This is a genomic window from Massilia sp. MP_M2, assembly GCF_039123635.1.
Lineage (GTDB): Bacteria > Pseudomonadota > Gammaproteobacteria > Burkholderiales > Burkholderiaceae_D > Telluria.
This window is the reverse complement of the sequence record NZ_JBCHJF010000001.1, coordinates 880178-897748: the sequence shown is the minus strand read 5'-3', so window position 1 is coordinate 897748 and position 17571 is coordinate 880178. Positions and strand designations below refer to the sequence as shown.

The following is a 17571-nucleotide window of genomic DNA, read 5'->3' as shown; positions in this document are numbered from 1 at the left end:
CGGTAAATATGATTGTGGTACTCAAAGGATCAGTCAGCGTGGCCGAACAGCGCCTCGGCGCGCTGATACAGAATCCAGGATGTGGCGATGTATTTGTCGCCGCTGACAGGCACGTTGCCCCGGTGCGTGTGCGTGAAGCCCGCCGGTGCAATGACCAGCCGGCCTTTCTTGGGAGCGATCTTGCGGCCCTGGTACAGGAACTCGGTCTCGCCGCCCTCGGCCACATCGTTCAGGTAGACCATCCACAGCAGCACTCGATGGAGCGACTCGCCACTGGCGTTTTGCGGATAAATCTCGGAATGCCAGTGGTGATAGCCGCCGCTGCCACGCCGGTACTTCTGCAAGTTGATCGTGCCGGGGCGGTACAGCAGGCGCAGCAGCTCATCGATGTTTGGTCGCCCGAGCTCTTCGAAGTTGGCCAACGACAGCACGGTTGGCACGCCAGTTGCGGGATGCTCGAGCGTGGGCGAGAGTGACCCCATCAGCAGCATCCGATAGCGTTCGGCGTAGGCGGCCAGATGGCGCGCCATCGTGTCCACCAAGAGGCCGGTGGCGTCGGCCCACTCGGGGTGCTGGTTGATCGTGATGTCGTGGCTGTCCTTCTTGGCGACATCGACGCCGTTGCCCGTCTGCCCGCGCACGACCTTGTCGCTGGCATCGAAACGCTGCACCAGCGCGTCGCACTGCCGCGCGGTGAGCGCGTCGTCGTAGACGCCGATGAAGTCGTCCATGGCTTACTTTTGTTTGCGCTCGTGATTCCAGAGCACGTCGCCCCCGCCCGCAAAGCGGTTCAGTACGCGCGCCAGCACGAACATCAGGTCGGACAGGCGATTGACGTACTGGCGCGGGTGCGCGTGGATCTCTTCTTCTTTCGACAGCGCGACGATCGCGCGTTCGGCGCGCCGGCACACCGTGCGGCACAGGTGCGCCGTGGACGCCGCGCGCGAACCGGCCGGCAGGATGAATTCCTTCAGCACCGGCAGCGTGGCGTTGTATTTCTCGAGCATGGTGTCCAGGCGCAGCACGTGTTCTTCCTTGATCATCTGGTAGCCGGGGATGCACAGCTCACCGCCCAGATCGAACAGGTCGTGCTGGATGCCCACGAGTTCGTCGCGCAAATCCGGCGGCATGTCTTCGCACAGCAGCAGACCAACGAAGGAATTGAGTTCGTCGACTTCGCCCAGTGCGTGGATACGGGCGCTGTCCTTGCCGGTGCGGCTGCCGTCGCCAAGGCCGGTGCTGCCGTCGTCGCCGGTGCGGGTTGCTATTTTTGAGAGGCGGTTGCCCATGATGTTCTCTTATGCAGTAGGGTGAAAATACGATGGCATGAGGATACGACAAAACCTGCCGATTTGCTTACAATCGAACCATGTCTTCGTCCAATCCAGCCTTGCCTGACCGACGTGCGCAGGTCGTCGCCGCCCTGCTGGCGCGCGTGCCTGCAGCGTGCGTCCTGTTTGCACCCGAAGACACGCGGCCCTACGAATGCGACGGCCTGGCGGCGTACCGCCAGCTGCCGATGGTGGTGACGCTGCCGACCGACGAAGAGCAGGTGCTGGCGATCCTGGCCGTGTGCCGCGCATTGAACGTGCCGGTGGTCCCGCGTGGCGCCGGTACCGGCCTGTCGGGCGGCGCGTTGCCGATCCACGATGGCGTCGTGCTCTCGACCGCGCGCATGAACACCATCAAACGGGTCGATCACCTGGCCCGCACGGCTGTCGTGCAGCCGGGCGTGCGCAATCTGGCCATTTCCGAAGCGGCCGCCAGCCACGGGCTGTATTACGCGCCCGACCCGTCCTCGCAAATCGCCTGCACCATCGGCGGCAACGTCGCCGAAAACGCGGGCGGCGTGCATTGCCTCAAATATGGCCTGACGATCCACAACGTGCTGCGCGTGCGCGTGGCCACGATCGAAGGCGACATCGTCGAACTGGGCGGCGCCGCGCTCGACGCGCCGGGCCTGGATCTGCTGGCCGTGTTCATCGGCTCCGAAGGCATGCTCGGCATCGTGCTCGAGGTGACCGTGAAACTGGTGCCCAAGCCGGCGCTGGCGCAGGTGATCATGGCCTCGTTTGCCGACGTGGTCACGGCCGGCAATGCGGTGGCCGATGTCATCGCGGCCGGCATCATCCCGGCGGGCCTCGAGATGATGGACCGCACCTCGGTGCGCATGGTCGAACCGTTCGTCAAGGCCGGCTACGATCTGGACGCCGCCGCGATCCTGCTGTGCGAAGCCGATGGTACCGCGCTCGAAGTGGCCGAAGAGATCAGCCGCATGAGCGCCGTGCTGGCGCGCGCTGGCGCCACCGCCATTACCGTGTCGCAGAGCGAAGCGGAGCGCGGGCGCTTCTGGTCGGGTCGCAAGAATGCGTTTCCGGCGGCGGGGCGCATCTCGCCCGATTACTACTGCATGGACGGCACGATCCCGCGCAAGCAGCTCGCGCGCGTGCTGGCCGGTATCGCGGCGATGGAAGTCACGTACGGCCTGCGCTGCTCGAACGTGTTCCATGCGGGCGACGGCAATATGCATCCGCTGATCCTGTTCGACGCCAGCGTCCCGGGCGAATTCGATCGGGCCGAAGCGTTTGGCGCGGCCATCCTGGCGCTGTGCGTCGAGGTGGGCGGCACCATCACGGGCGAGCATGGCGTGGGCATGGAAAAGATCGGTTCGATGTGCGTGCAGTTCGGGCGCAAGGAGCTCGACGCCTTCTTCGCTGTCAAACACGCGTTCGATCCGTGCGCGCTGCTCAATCCCGACAAGGCCATCCCCACGCCGCACCGCTGCGCCGAATTCGGCAAGCTGCACGTGCACCACGGGCAGGTGCCGTTTCCCGACCTGCCGCGCTTCTGATGAATACCGTCGAATTCTTCCAGCAGCAGGTGAGGGCGGCGGCCGCCAGTGGCCAGCCGCTGTGCATCCGTGGCGGCGGCACCAAGGATTGGTACGGCGGCGCGCCGGGCGGCGCCATCCTCGACACGCGCGCCCATGCGGGCATCGTCGACTACGAGCCGACCGAACTGGTGATCACGGCGCGCTGCGGCACGCCGCTGGCCGAGATCGAGGCCGCGCTGGCCGAACGCAACCAGATGCTGGCCTTCGAGCCGCCGCATTTCGGTCCGCAGGCCACGCTGGGCGGCGTGATTGCCAGCGGCTTGTGCGGCCCGCGCCGCGCGCGACTTCGTGCTGGGCGCCACGCTGCTCGATGGCCGCGGCGACGTGCTGGCGTTCGGCGGGCGGGTCATGAAGAACGTCGCCGGCTACGACGTCTCGCGCATGCTGGCCGGTTCGCTCGGCACGCTTGGTGTGCTGCTGGAAGTCTCGGTCAAGGTGCTGCCACGGCCGTTTGCCGAGACGACGCTGCGTTTCGCGCTGAGCGAGATCGACGCGCTGCGACGCCTGAATGCGTGGGGTGGCCAGCCCTTGCCCATCTCGGCCAGCGCCTGGGTCGATGGCGAGCTGGCGCTGCGCCTGTCGGGCGCCGAGGCAGCAGTCGATGCCGCCGTGCGGGCTCTGGGTGGCGAGACGATGCCGGCGCCCGATGCGTTCTGGCGCGCCGTGCGCGAACAACGTACCGCCTTCTTCGATGGTGAGCATGCGCTGTGGCGCCTGTCGGTGCCGTCCACCACGGGCGCGCTGGTGCTGGGCGGCGCGCAAATGATCGAATGGGGCGGCGCCCAGCGCTGGCTGCGCGCCGATGGCGACGCGCTTGCCGCGCAGGCAATCCGGCGCACCGCGCAGGCGTGCGGCGGCCATGCGACGCTGTTCCGGGGCGGCGACAAGTCGGCCGGCGTGTTCCAACCGCTCGCGCCGGCGCTGGCGCGCATCCACGCGCGCATGAAAGACGCATTCGATCCGGCGCATATCTTCAACCCCGGCCGCATGTACCAGGAAAGCAAATAAGGCATGCAAACCACTCTGGCCGACTTCATCAAGGGCACGCGCGAGGGCAACGAGGCCGAGGCAATCCTGCGATCCTGCGTGCACTGCGGTTTCTGCACCGCCACCTGCCCAACCTACCAGTTGCTGGGCGACGAACTCGATGGCCCGCGCGGGCGCATCTACCTGATCAAGAATGTGCTCGAAGGCGCCGAGCCGACCCGCAAGACCCAGTTGCACCTGGACCGCTGCCTGACGTGCCTGAACTGTGAAACCACGTGCCCGTCAGGCGTGAAGTACGGGCGCCTGCTCGATATCGGCCGCAAGCTGGTCGACGAGCGCGTGGCGCGGCCCCTGGGTGAGCGGCTCACGCGCACGACGCTCAAGGCCTGCTTGCCGCGCGCGGCCCTGGCCACACCCGCATTCAGGGCGGGGCGCCTGCTGCGGCCCCTGTTGCCGCAGGGGCTGCAGGCCAAATTGCCGTCCGTGCGCGCCGCGGGCCGATGGCCGACACGCGTCCACGCGCGCAAGATGCTGGTGCTCGATGGCTGTGTACAACCGGGGATGGCCCCGAACATCAATGCCGCCGCCGCGCGCGTGCTCGATGCGCTGGGCGTGCAGCTGAACGTGGCACCCAGTGCCGGCTGCTGCGGCGCGCTGCGTTATCACATGAATGATCAGGACGGCGGGCTGGCCGACATGCGCCGCAATATCGACGCCTGGTGGCCGGGCGTGGAAAATGGCGCGGTCGAGGCGATCGTCATGACCGCGTCTGGCTGCGGCGTCACCGTCAAGGAATATGGCCACCTGCTGGCGCATGATCCCGTGTACGCCGCCAAGGCCGAACGCATCAGCGCGATCACGCGCGACCTGTCGGAAGTCCTGGCGCTGTTTCAGGAGCGGATCGCCGCACTGGCAAAAAAGAAGGGCGGCCCGCCCGTGGCGTACCACCCGCCATGCACGCTGCAGCATGGCCAGCAAATCCGGGGCAAGGTCGAAGGCGTGCTGCAGGCGGCCGGCGTCGATGTGGTGCTGTGCGCCGACAACCACCTGTGCTGCGGCTCGGCCGGCACCTATTCGGTGCTGCAGCCGGCCATCTCGCTGGCGCTGCGCGAGCGCAAACTGGCCAGCCTGGCCGCAACCGGGGCCGACCACATCGTGTCGGCCAATATCGGGTGCATCGCGCATTTGCAGGCAGGGACCGGGACGCCCGTGAGGCACTGGATCGAATTGCTGGAGCAGATGCTGTTCTGATCTGCATTTTTTTCTACCAATGCAGGCGTGAATGCATATGAGAATCTTCAATTTGCCTGACCCGCATGTGACTCTTGAGTCTGTTATCGACCACGCTGTCCAGGATGCCGACGTGATGGTTATTGCGCGTCGCAATGCCCCAAACGCGGTTGTCATGTCGTTCGACTATTACAGCATCCTGATGGAAACGATGTACTTATTGGGCACGCCAGCAAACGCTGCTCACCTGGCGAAGTCGCTTGCCCAGGCGCGAAAGGGAACATGAGGTATCGAAGGGTGCGCCGGACTGGATAGCGCGGTAAACAGCGTGTCTTCGCGTGGATCGGCGTGAGGCGAGGCGCGTCAAGCGCGCCCGTGGTAGCATCGCCCCGACCCCAGCAACGAACACCAGCAGGAACGATCTTGAGCTTTACCTTTCAACTCGTGCGCGAGGACGACGACAGTCCGCGCGCCATCGTCTTCGAAGACAGCAGCACCCCGGGCCTCGTGCCGGTATGGGAAGCCGCCGGCGTCTACGACGCGCTCTACAACAGCGATGGCCAGGTGGCACGCGACGTGTCGCGCCGGCTGGCGTATGGCGTCGACCGGTTGAATGACGACCCCGGGCTGGCCAATCTGCTGCCGCCCGGTCTGTCGATGGAGGTGGCGATCCGCTTCCTGGACAACGTCACCCGCGCCTGCATCACCCACGGCGCAGCCCATATCCAGACCCGCTAAAATTGCCCTATGGTCATTCGGCGCAAGGGCTTGTACCATACGAGCGTTCAGCTCGCCAAATGAAAGAGTGCCATGACCTTGCCTACCCTCTCCCGTACGCTGTGCCTGACCCTGTTTGCTGCGGCCTGCAATGCGCCCGCGCAGGCTGACAGCTTCACGTCGTCCGCGTCCAGCGCCGGCTCGGCGTCGTCGGCCAGCATTTCCGATTCGGTCAGCAGTTCCAGCAACAGCTCGAGCGACGACGACAAGGTCGCCGCCGGCCAGTACCGTGTGATCAACATCGCGCATGCCCCGAACAAGCCCGACACCACCCGCCTGACGCTGCGCGCGACCGCTGCCGGCCAGGCCCGTTCGTTCGAGCTCGACGTGCCCAACCGCGCCCTCGCGACCCGCACCGTGATCGCGGGCGACGTGGTCCAGGTCAGTGAGCGCGCCTACGGCTACGAATTCGCCTACGCGGACACCCAGCGGCCGTTCTTCCTGGCGCTGCAGGACGAGTGGTACCGCGAACTGGGCTCGCGCAGAGTCACGATCTGATGCTCGTGCGCCAGGCCGCGCTGGCGCTGCTGTTGTGTGCAAGCGGCAGTGCCTGGGCCGGCTTTCCCACCTTCTGCGAGCGCTCGCGCGAGCTCAGCGCGATGGAGCAGGACCGCGTGCTGCGCTTTGCCGGCGTGGTCAAGCAGGAGCTGGCGCGCTCGCCTGGCCGGGTCGCGCTGATCGCGCGCGCCGGCACCGACCTGAGTCGCTTCGATCTGGTGTATTCCCATGCCGGCGTCGCACTGCGCGACACGCCGGGCGCCCCGTGGGCCGTGCGCCAGCTGTATTACGCGTGCGACGAAGCGCGCCCGTACATCTTCGACCAGGGCATCGCCGGCTTCGCGCTCGGCGCCGACGCCCCGGGCAAGGGCCATATCGCACTGTTGTTCCTGCCCGACGAGCACAGCGCGTCGCTCGAACGCGCCGCCCGCGACAAGGCGCTCGCGCTGGCCCTGCTGGCCGGTCAATACAGTGCGAACGCTTATGCCTATGGCAGCAAGTATCAGAACTGCAACCAGTGGGTGGCCGAGCTGATGGCCAGCGCCTGGGGCGGGGCCGCAGGTGACGGCAACGCGCGGAAAGAAGCGCAGGCCTGGCTGCGCGCAAACGATTACGTCCCCGGTCCGGTCAAGGTGCCATCGCACTTCACGATGTTCGCCGGGCAGTTCGTGCCGCTCGTGCACGTGGACGACCACCCGGTGGAAGACCTGCACGCGCTGTCGCTGCAGGTCAGCGTGCCGGCCTCGATCGAGGCCTTCGTGCAGCGCCGCGCGCCCGAAACACAACGTGTCGAAATCTGCCACGACGAACGCCGGATTGTCGTGCGGCGCGGCTGGACACCGCTGGGCGCAAGCTGCGACCCGGGGCCGGGTGACGAGGTGATCGCCATCGCGCCTTGAGCGCCGGCGCTGTCGGATCAGGCCCCGTTCGCCAGCACCTTCTCGATATCCCCACCCAGGTCTTCCGGCTTGGTGGTTGGCGCATAACGCGTGACGACCGCGCCTTCGCGGTTGACGAGGAACTTGGTGAAGTTCCACTTGACGGCCTCGGTGCCCAGCACGCCGGGTGCCTCGCCCTTCAGGAAGCGAAACAGCGGATGCGCGTCGTCGCCATTGACGTCGACCTTGGCGAACATCGGGAACGTGACGCCGTAGTTCTTTTCGCAGAACGCGCCGATCGCGGCCTCATCGCCCGGCTCCTGGTGCCCGAACTGATTGCACGGGAAGCCCAGCACCACCAGCCCCTGGTCCGCATAGCGGCGCTGCAGCGCTTCCAGGCCCTGGTATTGCGGCGTGAAGCCGCAGGCGCTGGCCGTATTGACGATCAGGAGCGCCTTGCCCTGGTAGCGCGCCAGGTCGACCGGCTGGCCGTCGAGGGCGGTGGCGTTGAAATCATAGGCATTCATTGAAGTCTCCTTGTTGTAAACAGTGCAGTTTACGCTACTGCTGGCAGGCGCACTGCAGATCGTTGGCACCGGCGGTGTCGGTTGGCCAATCAACGCTGTGAGATTTCTTCCGTCTTAGCATTTCTTAACAAATTTCGGGCGCAACGCATGCGACAATCACGCTCGTTCAAACGTCCCGTCACCCAGGTATTCATGTCACGTCATCGTTCTTCCGCCCTGTTGTTCGCATTGCTCGCGCCTGTCTGTGCATTGGCCCAGGAAACCGCCGTACGGCCGGCCGATCCCGTTACCGGCGCCGTGACGCCGACCGCCCCGGCGCTGCAGGCGCTTGAGGTTCCCGTCGCCTCCACCGTCGCCGTGACGGCCGCGCGTTCGTCGAACCGGATCGACCGCCAGGCGTATGACGTCAAGAGCGACGCCGCGTCCACCAACGACACGGTGGCCGACACGCTCAACAAGGTACCGTCGGTGGCGGTGGACCCGGACGGCAACGTGACGCTGCGCGGGCGCAGCAATGTGCAGATCCTCGTCGACGGCAAGCCGTCGGCGATGATGCAGGGCGAGAACCGCGCCGCGGCGCTGGGCGCGATTCCGGCGGCCGATCTGGATTCGGTGGAAGTGATCAACAACCCCGGCGCGCAGTTCGGCAACGAAGGCGGCGGTGGGCCGATCATCAATCTGGTGATGCGGCGCGAGCGCACGCCGGGCGGTTTCGGCGCCGTCAATGCGAATGTCGGCCCGGAAGGGCGCGCCAATGCATCGAGCTTCGGCAGCTACACGACCGGGCGCATGAGCGTGCAGGGCGGCGTGTACGTCCGGCGCGACACGCGTGGCAGCGACGGCGAAACAAACCGCGACCGGATCGATCCGCTCACCGGCGCCGTGGCCAGCAGCACGCAGCGCTCGAACAGCGAGACCGACACCGAGGCCGTGGGCATGAACAGCTCTGTGACCTACAATCTGGGCGACAAGGACGTGTTGTCGGCCAAGGCCAGCTTCTCGGCCAACGGCAGCGACGGCCTGTCGCAGGAACGCTATCGCGGCGTCAACGCCGACGGCAGCATCGACGGCGACTACCTGCGCTCGACCGTGCGTGACAACGACAACCGCAGCTACAGCCTCAGTGGCGGCCTGGATCACAAGGGTGCGCGGCCCGGCGAAATCCTCAAGGTCGACCTGCGCCTGTCGGGCAACAAGGGCGAGGCCGACACGCGCTTTGCCAGCGATTACACGGTGCGCCCGGCCAATTCGACCGCACCTCGCACCCACCAGAACAACCTGACCGAAACGCGCGTGATCGACTTCACGGGCGACTATGAACTGCCGGGCGAGAAGGGCGTGTTCAAGGCCGGCTACAAGGTCGCGCAGAACAGCAATGTGTTCGACACGCGCTTTTTCAATGTCGATGAGGCGACGCTGGCGGAGAGCCTGAGCAACCAGCGCACCAACCGCTTCGAGCTCGATGAAACGACCGTGGCCCTGTATGGTACTTATCAGCTTCGCCTGGCCGAAAAGTGGGGCTTGCTGGGCGGGCTGCGCACCGAATATACCGACCTCGATCTGAACCAGGTCACCACGAACGTCAAGGCCAACAACCATTATTTCGACGCGATCCCGAGTGCATTCCTGACCTACGATCTGTCGGACGATACGGCGCTGCGCCTGAGTTACGCGCACCGCATCCGCCGGCCGGGCGCGGGCGACCTCAATCCCTTCGTCGTCTACCGCGACGAAACCAACGTCTCGTCGGGCAATCCCGACCTGATGCCCACCAAGACCGACTCGATCGAGCTGGGGCTCGAAACCAAACTGGGCAAGGTCGAAACCAATGTGCGTCTGTATGCGCGGCGCGACTCGGATCTGATCCAGGAGCGGCGCACCTTCATCTCCGATACGGTGCTGCTCACCACGCGCGAGAACGCGGGCAGCAGCAATTCGGGCGGCCTCGAATTCACGTTCAGCGGCCGCGTCACGCCCAGCTTGACGGTCAACGCCAGCGGCAACCTGGGGTATTCCGAACAGTCAGTGCTCGGCAGCAGCCAGGACGACAAGCGCAGCGCCACGTCGCTCAGCGGTCGCGCGCGCGTGAGCTACCAGATCAATCCGACCAATAGCCTGCAACTGGTGCTCAATGCGCAGGGCAAGACGCTGTTCGGCGAAGGCTACCGCCAGCCCACGCGCAGCGCTGACCTGAGCTACCGCCGTAACCTGAGCCAGGCCCTGAGCCTGGTCGTGAACGTCAACGATGTCTTCAACTCGCAAAAGACCGAATCGATTACCGAGACCGACCGCCTGCGCGAATACAGTATCCGCCGCCAGGAAGGACGCCTCGTGTATGTCGGGTTGTCGTACCGCTTCGGCAGCTTCGGCAACGCAGGACAGCGTCGGCCGGATGGATCGCGCGTCGGGCCCGGCGCTGGACCAGGATTCGGGCCACCGGGCGGCGGCATGGGGCCGGGACTCTGATTGATCGGCCCGCATGCGGGCAGGGTAATTTGACGATGTGCCGTTTGCGGCAGCAGGGGCATGACAGAATACGGCACCTTTGAATCTGTCATGACTGTCCCCCCAGATGCTTCGCCCCACGCTCGTCGCGCTTTCCCTGTCTGCCTTGCCTGCCTACGCCCAGAACGCACCGGCGCCGGCACTTTCCACGGACACTGTCCAGAAGGTCGAAGTCAAGGCCGACGCCAACGGCTATGATCCGCGCCGTGACGATACCGCCAGCAAGATCGTGGTCTCGACCGAGGAAATCCGGCGCTATGGCGACACCTCGGTGCTCGACGTGTTCAAGCGCCTGCCGGGGATCACGGTCAGTGGTGGCGCCGGGCGTGGCGGTGGCGAGATCCGCATGCGTGGCCTGGGCAGCGGCTACACACAGATCCTGATCGATGGCGAGCGCGCGCCGGCCGGCTTCGACATCGACGGGCTGTCGCCCGATTCGATCGAGCGCATCGAAATCCTGCGCGCCGCCAGCGCCGAGTTCTCGACGCAGTCGATCGCCGGCACCATCAACATCGTCCTCAAGCGCGCGGTAAAAAATGCGCAGCGCGAGCTGCGCGTCGGCTACGGCAAAAGCGGGGAGGTGAGCAATCCTTCGGCCAGCTTGAGCATGTCGGACCGCGTCGGCAAGATGTCGTACTCGCTCGCCGCGAGCGCCTGGCGCTACGAGTTCGACCGCCCGTCGCCATTCGAAGAATCGCAGATCGATGCCACCGGACGCCCCACCTTCGTGCGGCGCACCGTGCAGACCGATCGTGGCAAACCGCAGGGTATCAACCTCACGCCGCGGCTGAACTGGACGTTGGAGAACGGCGATACGGTCAGCTGGCAGTCGCTCGTGACGCACCAGCGCACCGATTACCAGGGTGGCGCCGTGGTCGACACCGTCCTTGGCCTGCCCCCGCGGTACGACGCGCGCAGCATGACCAGCGATGGCAGCAGCACCGTGGTGCGCTCGGACCTGAACTGGATGCATAATCTGGACGAGGGCGCGAAGCTGGATCTGAAGCTGGGCGTGAACGGCATGCGCAGCGATGGCAACTATCATGAAGAAGACGCCCGCACGACGGACGGCGTCGCCCGGCTGGCGCGTGACTCGGTGGTTCTCAGCGACACCGACGAAGCTGGCGTCACGGCGGTGGGCAAGTATTCGCGGCCGTGGAAAAAAGACCATGCGCTGTCGATGGGCTGGGATGCCGGCTACGCGGTGCGCGACGATGCGCGCGGCGAGGTGGAACGGTTCCCGCTCGCGGGCACGACGTTGCGCCGCAATGAAGAATACGAGGCTACCCTCAAGCGCCTGGCGCTGTTCGTCCAGGACGAGTGGAACGTGACCAAGCAATGGTCGATGTATGCGGGCCTGCGCTGGGAAGGGTTGGAGACGCGCAGCAGCGGCAACACGTTCGAGACCAGCACCAACCGCGCCAGCGTCTGGAGTCCGCTCGCGCAGACGCTCTACAAGCTGCCCGACAGCCGCGATCAGGTACGCGTGGCGCTGACCCGCACCTTCAAGGCACCCCTCACGGGCAGCCTGATCCCGCGACGCTTCACGACCCCGAACAACAGCCAGACCGACCCTGACTATCGTGGCAATCCCGACCTGAAGCCCGAACTGGCGACCGGCATCGACGCGTCCTACGAACATTACTGGGCCGAGAAGGCGCTGCTCAGCGCCAGCCTGTCGGTGCGGCGCATCAGCGACTACACGCGCCAAGGCCTCATCGTCGAAGACGCCCGCTGGATCCAGACGCCGGTCAACGATGGCGATGCGCTCACGCGCAGCCTGGAGCTGGAGGCGAAGTTTCCGCTGTCGGCCGTGTTGCAGGACGTGCCGGACATCGACCTGCGCGCGAGCCTGGCGCGCAACTGGTCGCGCATCGATGCGGTGCCGGGGCCGGACAACCGGCTCGACCAGCAGGTGCCTGTATCGGGCACGCTCGGCGTGGACTACAAGGCGCCGGGTGGCAAGCTCACGACGGGCGCGAGCTTCGCCTTCAAGAACGGCGGCAACGTGCGCGTGAACGTGGAGCAGTCACGCTACCAGAGCGTGCGGCGCGAGCTCGACGTGTATGCGCTGTGGAAGCTCAACCCGACCTACCAGCTGCGGCTGGCGGCAACCAATCTGCTGCGCCAGGATGCGGTGTCCGAGTCGCGCTATGCGGACGATAACGGCGTGCAGCGCAGGACGACGTTTGCCGATGGGCAGGCGATGGCGCGGGTGACGCTGGAGTCTCGGTTTTAATCGCCGCGGGTGAATCGATGCGCCCGATTGACCTTACCGGGTAGGGTGGACGGCTGCGCCGTCCACGCGGTGATCGGTATCGGTGCCGATTTCGTGCCGGATGAATTTGGCGCTAACCATCACCGCGTGGACGGCATAGCCGCCCACCCTACGTCACCAACCCATCTCACCACCCCATCACACCAACCCCAACGCCTGCGTCCCGCTCGAAAAATCGCGGTTCTTCGCGTGCTTGCTATTGAGCTTGATGTTCAGCCGCAGGTCATTGACCGAGTCCGCATTGCGCAGCGCGTCTTCGTAGGTGATCTTGTCGGCCTCGTACAGGTCGAACAGCGCCTGGTCGAACGTCTGCATCCCCAGCTCGCGCGACTTCTTCATGATTTCCTTGATCTCATGGACTTCGCCCTTGAAGATCAGGTCCGAAATCAACGGTGAGTTCAGCAGGATCTCGATCGCCACCACGCGGCCCTTCGATTCCTTCTTCGGAATCAGGCGCTGCGACACCAGGCCTTTCAGGTTCAGCGAGAGGTCCATCAGCAGTTGCTGACGGCGCTCTTCGGGGAAGAAGTTGATGATGCGGTCCAGCGCCTGGTTGGCGCTATTGGCGTGCAGCGTGGCCAGGCACAGGTGGCCCGTTTCGGCGAACGCGATCGCATGCTCCATCGTTTCGCGGTCGCGGATCTCGCCAATCTGGATCACGTCGGGCGCCTGGCGCAGCGAGTTTTTCAGCGCCGCTTCAAAGCTGTCGGTGTCCACGCCCACTTCGCGCTGCGTGATCACGCAGTTCCGGTGCGGGTGGACGAATTCGACCGGGTCTTCGACCGTGATGATATGGCCGTAGCTGTTCTCGTTGCGGTAGCCGACCATCGCCGCCAGCGTTGTCGACTTGCCGGAGCCTGTTGCGCCGACCATGATCACCAGCCCGCGCTTGGTCATCACGACGTCCTTGAGCGTATCGGGCAGGCTCAGTTCCTCGAACTTCGGGATCGCAGTGGTGATCACGCGCAGCACCATGCCTACGCAGCCCATCTGCATGAAGGCCGAGACACGAAAGCGCCCCAGGTCGCCCGGCGTGATCGCGAAATTGGCTTCGCGCGTGAGCTCGAACCCGGCGCCCTGCTTGTCGTTCATGATGGCGCGCGCCAGGTCGCCCGTGTGGCCGCTGGTGAGCGGCTGGCTCGAGACGGGCGTCATGCGCCCGTCGATCTTGATCGCCGGCGGAAAGCCCGCCGTGATGAACAGGTCCGAGCCGCCCTTGGTGACCATCAGGCGCAGCAGGTCGAACATGAATTTGGTAGCCTGGTCGCGTTCCATCAAGGGCCCTTAGCCGAGGAAGTTTTCGGGGATCTTGGCGGCGCTGCGCGCAGCCACCGACGAGATCATGTTGCGGCGTACCAGGTCGGTCAGGTTCTGGTCGAGCGTCTGCATGCCGACATTGCTGCCGGTCTGGATCGCCGAGTACATCTGGGCGATCTTGGCTTCGCGGATCAGGTTACGGATGGCCGGCGTGCCGATCATGATTTCGTGCGCCGCCACGCGGCCCGAGCCGTCCTTGGTCTTGAGCAGCGTTTGCGAGATCACGGCCTGCAGCGATTCGGACAGCATGGCGCGCACCATCTCTTTTTCTTCAGCCGGGAACACGTCGACGATACGGTCGATGGTCTTGGCGGCCGACGACGTGTGCAGCGTGCCGAACACGAGGTGGCCCGTTTCGGCAGCCGACAGCGCCAGGCGGATCGTTTCCAGATCGCGCAACTCGCCGACCAGGATCGCGTCCGGATCTTCGCGCAGCGCCGAGCGCAGCGCATTGCTGAACGAGAGCGTGTGCGGGCCGACTTCGCGCTGGTTGATCAGGCATTTTTTTGAGTCGTGCACGAATTCGATCGGGTCTTCGATCGTCAGGATGTGGCCATATTCCTGTTCGTTGAGGTGATTCACCATCGCCGCCAGCGTGGTCGACTTGCCCGAGCCGGTCGGGCCCGTGACCAGCACCAGGCCGCGCGGCTTCAACGCCAGTTCGCCGAAGATCTTCGGCGCATTCAGGTCTTCGAGCGACAGGATCTTGGACGGAATCGTGCGCAGCACGGCGGCGGCGCCACGTTCCTGGTTGAACGCGTTGACACGAAAACGCGCCAGGCCGGGAATCGCGAACGAAAAGTCGCACTCAAGCACTTCTTCGTACTGCTTGCGCTGGCCGTCGTTCATGATGTCATAGATCATGCCGTGCACGTCCTTGTGCTCCAGCGGCGGCAGGTTAATGCGGCGCACATCGCCATGGACGCGGATCATCGGCGGCAGGCCGGCCGACAGGTGCAGGTCCGAGGCCTTGTTCTTGACCGAGAAAGCGAGTAATTCCGATATGTCCATTTATAATCCCTGTGCCGCAAACGGCCTCAAAAATATTTCCTATAGAAAATCATTATGTCCATAATCGCCGGGAACTTGCAAGCTGTCGAAGCAACAATCACCGATGCCGTAAAGGCATCGGAACGCGCGCGCAACGATGTCCAGTTGCTGGCCGTATCGAAGACGTTCCCTGCGCAGGCGGTGCTGGATGCGATGGCCGCCGGTCAGCTGGCGTTCGGCGAAAACTATTTGCAGGAAGCGCTCGACAAGATCGCAAGCGTCGCGCAGGCGCAACCAGATGCGGCCGTCGAGTGGCATTTCATCGGCCCGATCCAGAGTAACAAGACGCGGCCCATCGCCGCCAGCTTCGCCTGGGTGCATACGGTCGAGCGGCTCAAGATCGCGCAGCGTCTGTCCGAGCAGCGGCCACCCGAACTGGATCCGTTGAATATCTGCCTGCAAGTAAACATCAGCGGTGAGGCCAGCAAGAGCGGCGCATCGCCCGAGGACTTGCCGGCGCTGGCGCGCGAGGTCGCGCAACTGCCGAACCTGCGCCTGCGCGGCCTGATGGCGATTCCCGAACCGACCGCCGATGTCGCAGAACAGCGCGCCGCCTTTGCGCGCGTGCGCGCCCTGTTTGACGCGCTGCGCGCTGAAGGCCTTGAATTGGATACGCTCTCGATGGGCATGTCGGGCGACCTGGCGCCCGCAATCGCCGAGGGCGCGACGATCGTGCGTGTCGGCAGCGCCATTTTTGGCAAACGCGATTACACCTGACAGGACCACGCATGAAGATCGTCTTTATCGGCGGCGGCAATATGGCCGCAGCCTTGATTTCCGGGCTCGTGAAGGTCGCGGCTTCCGGCGCGCACATCCACGTGGTGGATCGCAATCCCGAAGCACTCGAGCGCCTGGCACGCGACTATGGCGTGGGCACTGCGACCGCCATCGACGAGGGGGTGCAGCACGCTGAAGTCGTGGTGCTGGCCGTGAAACCGCAGCAGATGCGCGAAGTGGCCGCTGCGCTCGCGCCGCACCTGACGCGGCAACTGGTGCTGTCGATCGCGGCGGGCATCCGCAGCAGCGATCTGGCACGCTGGCTGGGCGGCTACGACGCCATCGTGCGCACGATGCCCAACACGCCCGCGCTGATCGGCATGGGCGTGACGGGCATGGCGGCGCAGCCGGGCGTGAGCGCCGCGCAGCGCGAGCAGGCCGACGCCGTCATGCGCGCGGTCGGCAAGACCGTGTGGCTGGACGACGAAGCGCAGATCGACGCGGTGACGGCGGTATCGGGCAGCGGCCCGGCGTATGTCTTCTATTTTCTGGAAGCGATGCAGGAAGCCGCGCGCGCGATGGGCCTGAATGCGGAGCAGGGCAGGGAACTGGCGCTGGCCACGTTCACCGGCGCGGCGCAACTGGCGGCGCAGTCGCCTGAAGCCGTCGACGTGCTGCGCGCGCGCGTGACGTCAAAGGGCGGCACCACGCATGCAGCCATCGACAGCATGGAAGCGGCGGGTGTGAAAGGCGCGATCGTCGCGGCGATGCGGGCCGCGGCAGCGCGTGGCAAGGCGCTCGGGGACGAGCTGGGTCAGGATTGAGCGCATGAAAAAAGGGGCGCCGCCAATGCGGACGCCCCCTTGTGTGATGCGGCAGTGCGGGGTTCAATGCACCTCGAACTTCCGCCACCCCAGCACTGGTAACACCTTCTGCGCCAGCTTGTAGGCCGACAACCCTGCGGTGATCGCACCGACCACCCAAGTGGGCCTGGTCAGCAGGATGCCCACCCCGACGCCGGCGGCAGTCAGAATGGCTTTCTTGTGCTGCGCCACGTAGCCCGTGGTGCCACCCATTGCCGACGGCGTGCGCAGCAGCGTCACGTCGGCCGACATCTGGGCGCGCTGTTCGGCGCATTGCGCCGCCAGCAGGCGGCGGCGCACCGCCAGTGGTTCAGAGTTTGTGGTCATCGATCGGCTCTCCTTTGACAGCTTGCGCATCCTTGCGCAGTTCGGCCAGCGTGGCAGCCATGATCGGCCCACGGGTCGTCAGGTCACCACGGACCTTGAAGAACGCCAGCACACTGCCCAGCGCGAACAGCAGCGTCATGCCGCCAACGGCGAGCAGGCGGTGCGTGTCCCAGAACAGCACCAGCACGAACAGGATTGCCAGCAGCACCGCGACCACGCCGAAGAAGGCGGCAGCGATGCCCCAGGCCACGTAGCCGAACAAGCGCTGCGTTTCTTCCTGCAGTTCGAGCGCTGCCAGTTCCAACCGCGTGCGCAGCATGGCCAGCAGATTGGCCCCGATGCGCGAGATGGTCGCGGGGATCGTCATCTTATTTACGGACGATCAGCATGCCGATGACGACACCGATGGCAGCGCCCAGGCCAACCGATTTCCATGGGTTGTCCTTGACGTATTCGTCGGTGGCCTTGGCGGCGACCTTGGTGCGCTCGACCACGGTTTCTTCAGCGTTGATCAGGCCGACCTTGGCCGAGGCCAGGGTCTGCTCGAACCTGGCCTTGGCCGATTTGAGTTCTTCGCCGGTCAACTGGCTGCCGTTGCGCAGCCACGATTCCGCGTCGCCGATGACGCTCTTCAGGTCGTTGACCAGCTGGTCACGGGTATTGGTCTGGGTCGGGATTTTTTCGATCATATTGGGCCTCTTGGTGTGGTGGTCGATCGCGCTGC

19 protein-coding genes and 1 pseudogene are annotated in these 17571 nt (G+C 65.3%); 12 read left to right on the top strand and 8 right to left on the bottom strand.

Annotated elements, in window-relative coordinates; genetic code table 11:
* Positions 1 to 29: 29 nt before the first annotated feature.
* Both RCH14_RS04040 and RCH14_RS04035 read right to left on the bottom strand, forming a co-directional pair.
* Positions 30 to 731, bottom strand: coding sequence for a 2OG-Fe(II) oxygenase (locus RCH14_RS04040; protein ID WP_343024861.1), 702 nt, complete (start codon positions 729 to 731; stop codon positions 30 to 32).
* 3 nt (positions 732 to 734) lie between these two features.
* A complete protein-coding gene (locus RCH14_RS04035; protein ID WP_343024860.1) occupies positions 735 to 1289 on the bottom strand; it encodes a cob(I)yrinic acid a,c-diamide adenosyltransferase in 555 nt (184 codons plus the stop codon).
* A gap of 80 nt (positions 1290 to 1369) precedes the next feature.
* On the opposite strand from RCH14_RS04035, the gene RCH14_RS04030 reads away from it, so the two are divergent.
* From RCH14_RS04030 to RCH14_RS04000, 8 genes and pseudogenes are all read left to right on the top strand, one after another.
* Positions 1370 to 2851: an FAD-linked oxidase C-terminal domain-containing protein gene (locus tag RCH14_RS04030; RefSeq protein WP_343024859.1), complete on the top strand. Its 1482-nt coding sequence runs from the start codon at positions 1370 to 1372 to the stop codon at positions 2849 to 2851.
* A pseudogene (locus RCH14_RS24025) lies at positions 2851 to 3114 on the top strand (FAD-binding protein); the annotation flags it as partial. The gene RCH14_RS04030 and the pseudogene RCH14_RS24025, both read left to right, overlap by 1 nt.
* A gap of 67 nt (positions 3115 to 3181) precedes the next feature.
* A complete protein-coding gene (gene glcE, locus RCH14_RS04025; RefSeq protein ID WP_407070053.1) occupies positions 3182 to 3901 on the top strand; it encodes a glycolate oxidase subunit GlcE in 720 nt (239 codons plus the stop codon).
* Positions 3902 to 3904: 3 nt separating this feature from the next.
* Positions 3905 to 5131, top strand: coding sequence for a glycolate oxidase subunit GlcF (gene glcF / locus RCH14_RS04020; protein ID WP_343024858.1), 1227 nt, complete (start codon positions 3905 to 3907; stop codon positions 5129 to 5131).
* A gap of 37 nt (positions 5132 to 5168) precedes the next feature.
* A complete protein-coding gene (locus tag RCH14_RS04015; RefSeq protein WP_343025043.1) occupies positions 5169 to 5396 on the top strand; it encodes a type II toxin-antitoxin system Phd/YefM family antitoxin in 228 nt (75 codons plus the stop codon).
* 137 nt (positions 5397 to 5533) lie between these two features.
* On the top strand, positions 5534 to 5848 hold the full coding sequence (locus tag RCH14_RS04010; RefSeq protein ID WP_343024857.1) for a hypothetical protein: 315 nt from the start codon (positions 5534 to 5536) through the stop codon (positions 5846 to 5848).
* Between the two features lie 72 nt (positions 5849 to 5920).
* On the top strand, positions 5921 to 6385 hold the full coding sequence (locus RCH14_RS04005; protein ID WP_343024856.1) for a hypothetical protein: 465 nt from the start codon (positions 5921 to 5923) through the stop codon (positions 6383 to 6385).
* Positions 6385 to 7284 (top strand): DUF2145 domain-containing protein, encoded by a 900-nt coding sequence (locus RCH14_RS04000; RefSeq protein ID WP_343024855.1) that lies wholly within the window; start codon positions 6385 to 6387, stop codon positions 7282 to 7284. Before RCH14_RS04005 ends, RCH14_RS04000 begins: the two co-directional genes overlap by 1 nt.
* A gap of 17 nt (positions 7285 to 7301) precedes the next feature.
* Here RCH14_RS04000 and RCH14_RS03995 read toward each other — a convergent pair whose 3' ends face one another.
* Positions 7302 to 7790 (bottom strand): glutathione peroxidase, encoded by a 489-nt coding sequence (locus RCH14_RS03995; protein WP_343024854.1) that lies wholly within the window; start codon positions 7788 to 7790, stop codon positions 7302 to 7304.
* A gap of 192 nt (positions 7791 to 7982) precedes the next feature.
* Here RCH14_RS03995 and RCH14_RS03990 point away from each other — a divergent pair, with 192 nt between their 5' ends.
* Entirely contained in the window at positions 7983 to 10256 is a 2274-nt protein-coding gene (locus RCH14_RS03990) for a TonB-dependent receptor domain-containing protein (RefSeq protein WP_343024853.1), read from the top strand.
* 106 nt (positions 10257 to 10362) lie between these two features.
* On the top strand, positions 10363 to 12534 hold the full coding sequence (locus RCH14_RS03985) for a TonB-dependent receptor (protein ID WP_343024852.1): 2172 nt from the start codon (positions 10363 to 10365) through the stop codon (positions 12532 to 12534).
* A 177-nt stretch (positions 12535 to 12711) separates the two neighbouring features.
* On the opposite strand, the gene RCH14_RS03980 is transcribed toward RCH14_RS03985, so the two are convergent.
* Positions 12712 to 13848, bottom strand: coding sequence for a PilT/PilU family type 4a pilus ATPase (locus tag RCH14_RS03980; RefSeq protein WP_343024851.1), 1137 nt, complete (start codon positions 13846 to 13848; stop codon positions 12712 to 12714).
* Positions 13849 to 13857: 9 nt separating this feature from the next.
* Positions 13858 to 14901: a type IV pilus twitching motility protein PilT gene (locus RCH14_RS03975; RefSeq protein ID WP_183556967.1), complete on the bottom strand. Its 1044-nt coding sequence runs from the start codon at positions 14899 to 14901 to the stop codon at positions 13858 to 13860.
* A 54-nt stretch (positions 14902 to 14955) separates the two neighbouring features.
* On the opposite strand from RCH14_RS03975, the gene RCH14_RS03970 reads away from it, so the two are divergent.
* Both RCH14_RS03970 and proC read left to right on the top strand, forming a co-directional pair.
* Positions 14956 to 15657: a YggS family pyridoxal phosphate-dependent enzyme gene (locus RCH14_RS03970; protein WP_343024850.1), complete on the top strand. Its 702-nt coding sequence runs from the start codon at positions 14956 to 14958 to the stop codon at positions 15655 to 15657.
* A gap of 11 nt (positions 15658 to 15668) precedes the next feature.
* The gene (proC, locus tag RCH14_RS03965) at positions 15669 to 16481 is read left to right on the top strand and encodes a pyrroline-5-carboxylate reductase (protein WP_343024849.1); all 813 of its coding nucleotides are present in this window, start codon (positions 15669 to 15671) and stop codon (positions 16479 to 16481) included.
* A gap of 63 nt (positions 16482 to 16544) precedes the next feature.
* Here the strand turns inward: proC and RCH14_RS03960 are convergent, their stop codons facing one another.
* The 3 genes from RCH14_RS03960 to RCH14_RS03950 are packed head-to-tail and all read right to left on the bottom strand — an operon-like array spanning position 16545 to position 17536.
* Positions 16545 to 16847 carry a hypothetical protein gene (locus RCH14_RS03960; protein ID WP_343024848.1) on the bottom strand — a complete coding sequence of 101 codons (303 nt, stop codon included), beginning with the start codon at positions 16845 to 16847 and terminating at the stop codon, positions 16545 to 16547.
* Positions 16831 to 17214 (bottom strand): phage holin family protein, encoded by a 384-nt coding sequence (locus RCH14_RS03955; RefSeq protein ID WP_343024847.1) that lies wholly within the window; start codon positions 17212 to 17214, stop codon positions 16831 to 16833. The genes RCH14_RS03960 and RCH14_RS03955 overlap by 17 nt, the downstream gene beginning before the upstream one ends.
* Position 17215: 1 nt before the next feature.
* Complete coding sequence (locus tag RCH14_RS03950; protein ID WP_343024846.1) at positions 17216 to 17536, bottom strand: glycine zipper domain-containing protein; 321 nt, start codon at positions 17534 to 17536, stop codon at positions 17216 to 17218.
* Between the last annotated feature and the right edge of the window lie 35 nt (positions 17537 to 17571).